At 72.3% G+C, this 6,344-nt stretch carries 6 protein-coding genes; 3 read left to right on the top strand and 3 right to left on the bottom strand.

Annotated features, from left to right (window positions below; all coding sequences use genetic code 11):
• Nucleotides 1-422: 422 nt before the first annotated feature.
• Nucleotides 423-1,610: an FUSC family protein gene (locus E1285_RS24135; RefSeq protein WP_207946774.1), complete on the bottom strand. Its 1,188-nt coding sequence runs from the start codon at nucleotides 1,608-1,610 to the stop codon at nucleotides 423-425.
• Nucleotides 1,611-1,651: 41 nt separating this feature from the next.
• On the opposite strand from E1285_RS24135, the gene E1285_RS24130 reads away from it, so the two are divergent.
• Entirely contained in the window at nucleotides 1,652-2,488 is an 837-nt protein-coding gene (locus E1285_RS24130; RefSeq protein ID WP_132155805.1) for an SMP-30/gluconolactonase/LRE family protein, read from the top strand.
• Nucleotides 2,485-3,870 carry a glucose-6-phosphate dehydrogenase gene (locus E1285_RS24125; RefSeq protein WP_132155803.1) on the top strand — a complete coding sequence of 462 codons (1,386 nt, stop codon included), beginning with the start codon at nucleotides 2,485-2,487 and terminating at the stop codon, nucleotides 3,868-3,870. Before E1285_RS24130 ends, E1285_RS24125 begins: the two co-directional genes overlap by 4 nt.
• Before the next feature lie 126 nt (nucleotides 3,871-3,996).
• Here E1285_RS24125 and E1285_RS24120 read toward each other — a convergent pair whose 3' ends face one another.
• Nucleotides 3,997-4,389, bottom strand: coding sequence for a helix-turn-helix domain-containing protein (locus tag E1285_RS24120; protein WP_132155801.1), 393 nt, complete (start codon nucleotides 4,387-4,389; stop codon nucleotides 3,997-3,999).
• Between the two features lie 100 nt (nucleotides 4,390-4,489).
• Here E1285_RS24120 and E1285_RS24115 point away from each other — a divergent pair, with 100 nt between their 5' ends.
• Nucleotides 4,490-5,386, top strand: a complete 897-nt coding sequence (locus E1285_RS24115) for an NADP-dependent oxidoreductase (protein ID WP_132155799.1) — start codon at nucleotides 4,490-4,492, stop codon at nucleotides 5,384-5,386.
• A 4-nt stretch (nucleotides 5,387-5,390) separates the two neighbouring features.
• On the opposite strand, the gene E1285_RS24110 is transcribed toward E1285_RS24115, so the two are convergent.
• On the bottom strand, nucleotides 5,391-6,335 hold the full coding sequence (locus E1285_RS24110) for a helix-turn-helix domain-containing protein (protein ID WP_132155797.1): 945 nt from the start codon (nucleotides 6,333-6,335) through the stop codon (nucleotides 5,391-5,393).
• Between the last annotated feature and the right edge of the window lie 9 nt (nucleotides 6,336-6,344).

Below are 6,344 nucleotides of genomic sequence, written 5' to 3'. Positions count from 1 at the left end.
CCCCCGGCACCGGCCACCACCAGATCGGGCCCGCCCTCACTCAAGCCGACGCCTCACATTCTCATCGTTCCGCTAAGAGGAACACCTGTTCATCGTTGCTGACCATCGTGTCACCGGCTCCACGGGAAGGTCAATATCCAGCAATATCTACACCCGCACCCGTGGCCGATCCCGTTACGGGGAACCCGCGTCATCGAGCCGAAAGGCAGCATCACACCCAAGGATGTTTCTCTAAGCGGAACGTCTACCGAAGGCCGGTGAACACCCTGCGGGGGCTTCCCTGTCGCAGGTGAGGTCCGCGAGAAAGCGGGTAGTCGGGCCGGAGGCGGTTCGCGCCGCCTTCCTGTCGGCCTTGCTCGGACTCGGGAGTCGCCATGTTCGCCAGTCGCGCTGGAGCGTGGCCCGGCTTTCCGCCCCGGTGGCTAGCGCCGCCGGACACGTGCGAGCCAGTTGCGGAACCGGTGCGGAGCGGTCGCCGGCGGGGAGACCTTCTTGTCGAGCGTGCCTTCGCGGACGGCCTCGATCGCGTCGGCGTAGTCGACGCCCGCGAACGTCATGAGGTCGGTCGCGACCATCCGGAGCGTGTTCGCCAGGAAAGCCAGGTCCGAATAGGCGGGCAGGTCCTCAGCGGTGATGTGGGTGGCGAGGCCGAGGGAGCGGTCGGCGGCCTTCTGCCGGGTCTCGCGGTCGCCGAGGTCCCCGGCCAGCGAGGCGATGATCTCCGCCAGGTCGCGTACCGGCCGTTCGAGCCGGCGGCGGGTGCCGGAGTCGGCCGCCGCGACGAGGCGCGCGAGCATGACGCAGCTGGCGTTGAGCAGGTCGAGGTGCCCGGCGTTCTCGTTCTCGCGGACGATGACGGTCGTGTGCGCCCGCCATACCAGCGCGCGGCGGGTGACGTCCGTGCTCGCCCGCCCCGCCTTGCGCAGGTCCGCCAGGCGGTCGCGGACGTCGCCGAGTTCCTCGACGGCCCGGTCGGCGAGTTCGTCGTCGTTCTGGACGATGGCGCGGGCGGTCGTCGCGAGACCGTCCGCGATCGCCGTGAGCGCCGCCCGCTCCGCGCGGCGCAGCAGTGCCAGCGGTTCCGGGGCGAAGAGGAGCTGCGTGAACACGAGTGCGACGCCGGTGCCGGTCAGGGCGTCCACCAGGCGTTCGAGACCGTCCTCCACGTCCCCGACAGCGACGACGAGGATCGCGCTGAACGCGGCCTGGACGGCGACGATCGGCGGTTCGGCGACGACGCGGGCGACGGCGAGGGAGCAGAGGATGGCGACCGGCATCACGCCGGTGCCCGCCCCCATGGTGACGAGAACGATCTCACCGACGAGAAGGCCGATGATCACGCCCAGCAGGAGCCGGACCGCGTTCAGCCCGCGCTCCCCGAGGTTCGCGATCAGCGCGATGATCGCCGCGATGGGGGCGAAGAACGGCGCGGGGTGGTCCAGCAGGTAGCGGGCGATCAGCCATGCCGCGGTGGCGCCGGCGGTCGCCTGCACGAGGATCCACGCGTCCGCGGCGGGGCGGCGGCCGGTCGCCGAGAGGCCCGCCGCCGAGAGGACCACCGCCGCACGGTGCGCGACCGTGCGGGCGTCACGGAGCCTCGGCGCTCTCACCTGCCACATCATGCCCACGCGACGCCGTTTAAGGGGGCCCGGTGAGAGCCGAGCAGATCACCGAACCGGTCGCCTACCACGGTGAGGGGCCGGTCTGGTCCGGCGCGTGGGGCGGTCTCCGGTGGCTGGACATGCTGGCGGGGGACGTGCTGTCGCTCGCCTCGGACGGGACGATCGCGCGGCGCCACGTCGGCGCCGTGGTCGCCGCGATACGGCCCAGGAGGCGCGGTGGCGCGGTGATCGCCGTCGAACGCGGCTTCGCGCTGGAGGACGCGGACGGGACGGTGACCCCGCTGGATCCTTTGTGGACTGATGACGGTGTCCGGATGAACGAGGGGGGATGTGACCCCGATGGACGGTTCTACTGCGGTTCCATGGCCTACGACCAGCGAGAAGGGGCGGCGGCCGTCCACCGCCTCGACCCTGACGGCTCGGTGGCGACCGTGATCGGCGACGTGACGGTCTCCAACGGGCTCGAATGGAGCCCCGGCGGCGGCCGGGCCTACTACGCCGACACCGCGACGGGCCGCGTCGACGTCTTCGACTACGACCGGGAGCGGGGGCTGACCGGGCGCCGCCCGTTCGCCGCGGTACCGGCTCCCGACGGGTTGACCGTCGACGAGGAAGGCGGTGTCTGGGTGGCTCTGTACGGCGGTGGCTCCGTGCGCAGGTACGCGCCGGACGGCACGCTCGACGAAGTCGTGGAGGTGCCCGTCACCAAGACGACGGCGTGCGCCTTCGGCGGCGACGGTCTCGACCGGCTGTTCATCACGACGTCCCGCGAGGACCTCGATGCCGGCGACGAGCCGGACGCGGGGTCCCTGTTCGCCTGCACGCCTGGCGTCCGGGGCGTGCCGGTCCGGGAGTTCGCCGGATGAGCGCCGCCGGCGAACAGCGGACGCTGATCGTCCTGGGGGCGCGCGGCGACCTGGCGGGGAGGCTGCTCCTGCCGGGCCTGGGCGGTCTCGTCGCCGCGTCCTCCCTGGACGACCTGTTCCTCGTCGGCAGCGACCGGGGAGAATGGACGGACGACGAGTGGCGGACGGTCGTCGCGAACGCGTTCGCGGACGGCGGCGCGAGCGGACCGGCCGTCGACACCGTGGTCCGGAACGCCCGCTACGTGCCCGCCGACGCCGCCGCCGAGGGCGACCTGCGCCGCCTGCTGGAACTCCGCCGCGGCCGTCTCGCGCTCTACTTCGCGCTGCCTCCGGCGGTGACGTTCGAGGCATGCCGGGCGCTGGCCCGGATCGGCGTGCCGGACGGTACGCGCCTGGTCCTGGAGAAGCCCTTCGGCAACGACGCGGCGAGCGCGGCGGAGCTGAACGGGCTGCTGCGCGAGTTCGTGCCGGAGGAGCACGTCCACCGCGTCGACCACTTCCTCGGCATGTCGACGGTGCTGAACATCCTCGGCGTCCGGTTCGCCAACCGGGTGATCGAACCGCTGCTCACCGCCGAGCACGTCGCCGCCGTCGACATCGTGTTCGACGAGACGCTCGGGCTCGAAGGCCGCGCCGGCTTCTACGACACGGCCGGTGCCCTGCGCGACATGCTGCAGAGCCACCTGCTCCAGGTGCTGTCGTTCGCCGCGATGGAACCGCCGAGCACCCTGGAACCGGTCGACGTGCGGGACGCCAAGGCGCAGGTCCTGAGGGCGACCCGCGTATGGGACGGCAGTCCCGAGCGGTTCAGCCGCCGCGCCCGCTATACCGCCGGGGAGGTCGGCGGCCGCACGTTCCCGGCGTACGCCGACGAGGAGGGCATCGACCCCGGCCGCGAGACCGAGACGCTGGCCGAGGTCGTCTTCGCGGTCGACACCTGGCGGTGGGCCGGAGTGCCGTTCCGCGTCCGGTCGGGGAAGGCGATCGGGTCGCCCCGGCAGGAGGTCGCCTTCACGTTCAAGCGCCCGCCGCGCATCCCTCCCGGCCTCGCCGGCACCGCCGTCGACAACAGGCTGCGCATCGGCATCGGTGCCCGTCGCCTGCAGTTGGACCTCAACATCAACGGCCCAGGCGACCCCTTCGACATCGAGCCGGTGACCCTCGACGCCGGTTTCGACCCCGGCGACCTCCTGGAGTACGGCGAAGTGCTCCGGGGCGTCCTGGAGAACGAGAAGCCCCTGTCGGTGCGCGGTGACATGTCGGTCGAGTCATGGCGCATCGTCGAGCCGGTGCTGGACGCGTGGCGCGCCGGCCGTGTCCCCCTCGACGACTACCGGGCGGGCAGCGCCGGCCCGGCCGCATGGGAGGGCTGGTTGACATGAGCCACGAACCGATGAACACGCGCCCCGCTGCGCATGACCAGTTGTAGGAGGGACCGTCCGCAGATGGGCGGTGTCCATCACGATCGGCCGCTTCCTGTTCGGCCCCGACACGGGGATCATCTCCGGTCAGGTGTCCTTCTGGTCGTATGCCTCCCGTGAGGCGTCGACCTCGGGCATGTGCGTCTCGGCCCAGTCCTTGAGGTGACGCATGGGTTCCAGCAGGGTCAGGCCCAGCGGCGTGAGTTCGTAGTCGACGCGGACGGGCACCGACGGGGTCACCGTGCGGGTCAGGAGCCCGTCCCGTTCGAGGCCCCGCAGGGTCTGGGTCAGCATCTTCTGGCTGACCCCGTCGATCCGCGTGGAAAGCTCGGAGTAGCGCATCGGACCCTCCAGGCCCAGCGCCACGATCACCAGGCTGGCCCACTTGTTGCCGATGGCGTCGAGCAGGCGCCGGCTAGGGCAGGATGCGGCGAACACATCGAACCGTGCCGCCGGCCTGTCCGCGGTGGGCAAATCCATGGCTTACCTCCGGGTGCGTACACCACTTCGAAGTGCCTACTTCCTAGAAGAGAGTAGGTCACCGATAGTGGTTTAATACACCCACTGAAGGAGATCCATAATGACGCTCGCAATCGTGTCCAAGCCCGATAATCCGGCGCCCACGCTCGAAGAGGTGACGCTGCCCGCGTTGGGACCCGGCGACCTGCGGGTCCGGGTCACGGCGGCATCGGTCGATCCCGTCGACACCCTCTATGCGAGCGGTCTGGGCCGGACGATCTTCGGGCTCACCGGCACCGCCGGCCTCGGCTGGTCCCTGACCGGCGTCGTCACCGAGACCGGCGCCGACGTCACCGGTTTCTCGGTCGGCGACCCGATCGCCGCCGCGCACCTCGACGTCACGGCCCCGGTACGCGCGCACGCCGAGGAGACCGTCCTGCCGACGGCGTTCGCCAGGCCCCTGCCGGACGGCCTCGACCCCGTCGACGCGGCGTCCCTCCCCGTCAACGCCCTGACCGCGGCACGGATGCTGGACCAGCTGGGCCCCGCCGGCGGCCGGACCCTCCTGGTCACCGGCGCCGCGGGCTCGGTGGGCGGGTACGCCGTCGCGCTGGCCGCCCGCGCCGGGTGGACCGTCACCGGGTTGGCGCGCGAGTCCGACCGCGACTTCGTGCTGAGGGCCGGAGCGCGTGAACTCGCCACCGAGCTGCCGGGCCCGTCGTTCGACGCCGTCCTCGACGCGGCCCTCCTGCACGCGGACGCCATCCCCGCGGCCCGCGACGGCGGAGCGTTCGTCGGCCTGTCCTCGGCGTCCGCCGCGAAGCCCGAACGGGGCATCGACGTCGGCATCGTGAACGTCGAACCCGACAGTGCGAAGCTCGCCGAGCTGCTCGACCTGGCCGCCTCCGGCGTCCTGGAGCTGCGGGTCGCCGGCCGGGTGCCGCTGACCGAAGCCGCGACCGCGTACGACAAGGTCGCCGCCGGCGGCCAGCGAGGCCGCTGGCTCCTGCTGCCCTGACCGCCTACAGCCCGGCCCGCATGTACGGCGGGTGGACGCCCGGCCACCCCGAGCCTCCACCCGCCGAGCCTCCACCCGCCGCGCCTCCGCCCACCGCGCCTCCGCCCACCGCGCCGCCATGCGATGGAGAAGGCCACGCGACGTCGTCGATCGCGAGCCACGGCGCGGCGGCGACGGCGGTGGGGGTCAGCTCGGTGAAGGCCTTGATCTCGCGGTGGAGGTGCGCCTGGTCGACGTAGCCGCTCACGCCGGCGACGTCGGCGGCGGCGTGGCCCGCTGCGAGGAGGTGGGCGGCGCGGTCGAAGCGCACCAGCCGGGCGGCGCGTTTGGGCGTGATGCCGAGCTGGGACCGGAAGCGGGACCACAGGCGTTTGCGGCTCCATCCGACCTCGCCGGCCAGGTGGTCGATCCTCACCCGGCCCCGGCTGCCGAGCGTCCGCCGCCAGACGTGGGCCACCTCGGGATCGACCGGCGGGAGGGTGCCCAGGCGCCGGGCCAGCACGTCCATGGCGATCGTGAACCGTTCGTCCCACGACGCGGCGGTGCGCAGTTCGTCCTCGACCTGCTCGGCGTCGCGGCCCCAGGCGTCCTCCAGGGGCACCACCGTCCCGCTGAGTTCGGCCGGCGCGCCGAGGATCGCGCTCGCCGCGATCGGCGACAGCCGGATCTGGAGGCACTCGCCCTTCCACCCGCCCGCCCGGAGCCGGCCCGGGAGGAGCCCGGCGACGAAGCTGCCCCGCAGCCGCCGCCCGCCCGCCTCGTGGACGATGCCGCCGTCCACGCTCAGATCGAGGATCAGCGTCACGGACGGATGCACGACCATGGCGATGTCCGCGAGCGTGGAGACGTGCTGGCTGAACCCGGCCATGCTGACCCCCGGCAGCCGGTCTGCCCGGCGCGGGACGGCGACGTCCACCTGAGCCCAGTCGAACGTTCCGGTCGGCGGCATGTGAACGAG

Origin of the sequence: Actinomadura sp. 7K507 (assembly GCF_004348425.1) — a bacterium.
GTDB lineage: Bacteria > Actinomycetota > Actinomycetes > Streptosporangiales > Streptosporangiaceae > Spirillospora.
The sequence above is the reverse complement of the archived record's forward strand: the minus strand, read 5'-3'. Positions and strand labels throughout refer to the sequence as shown.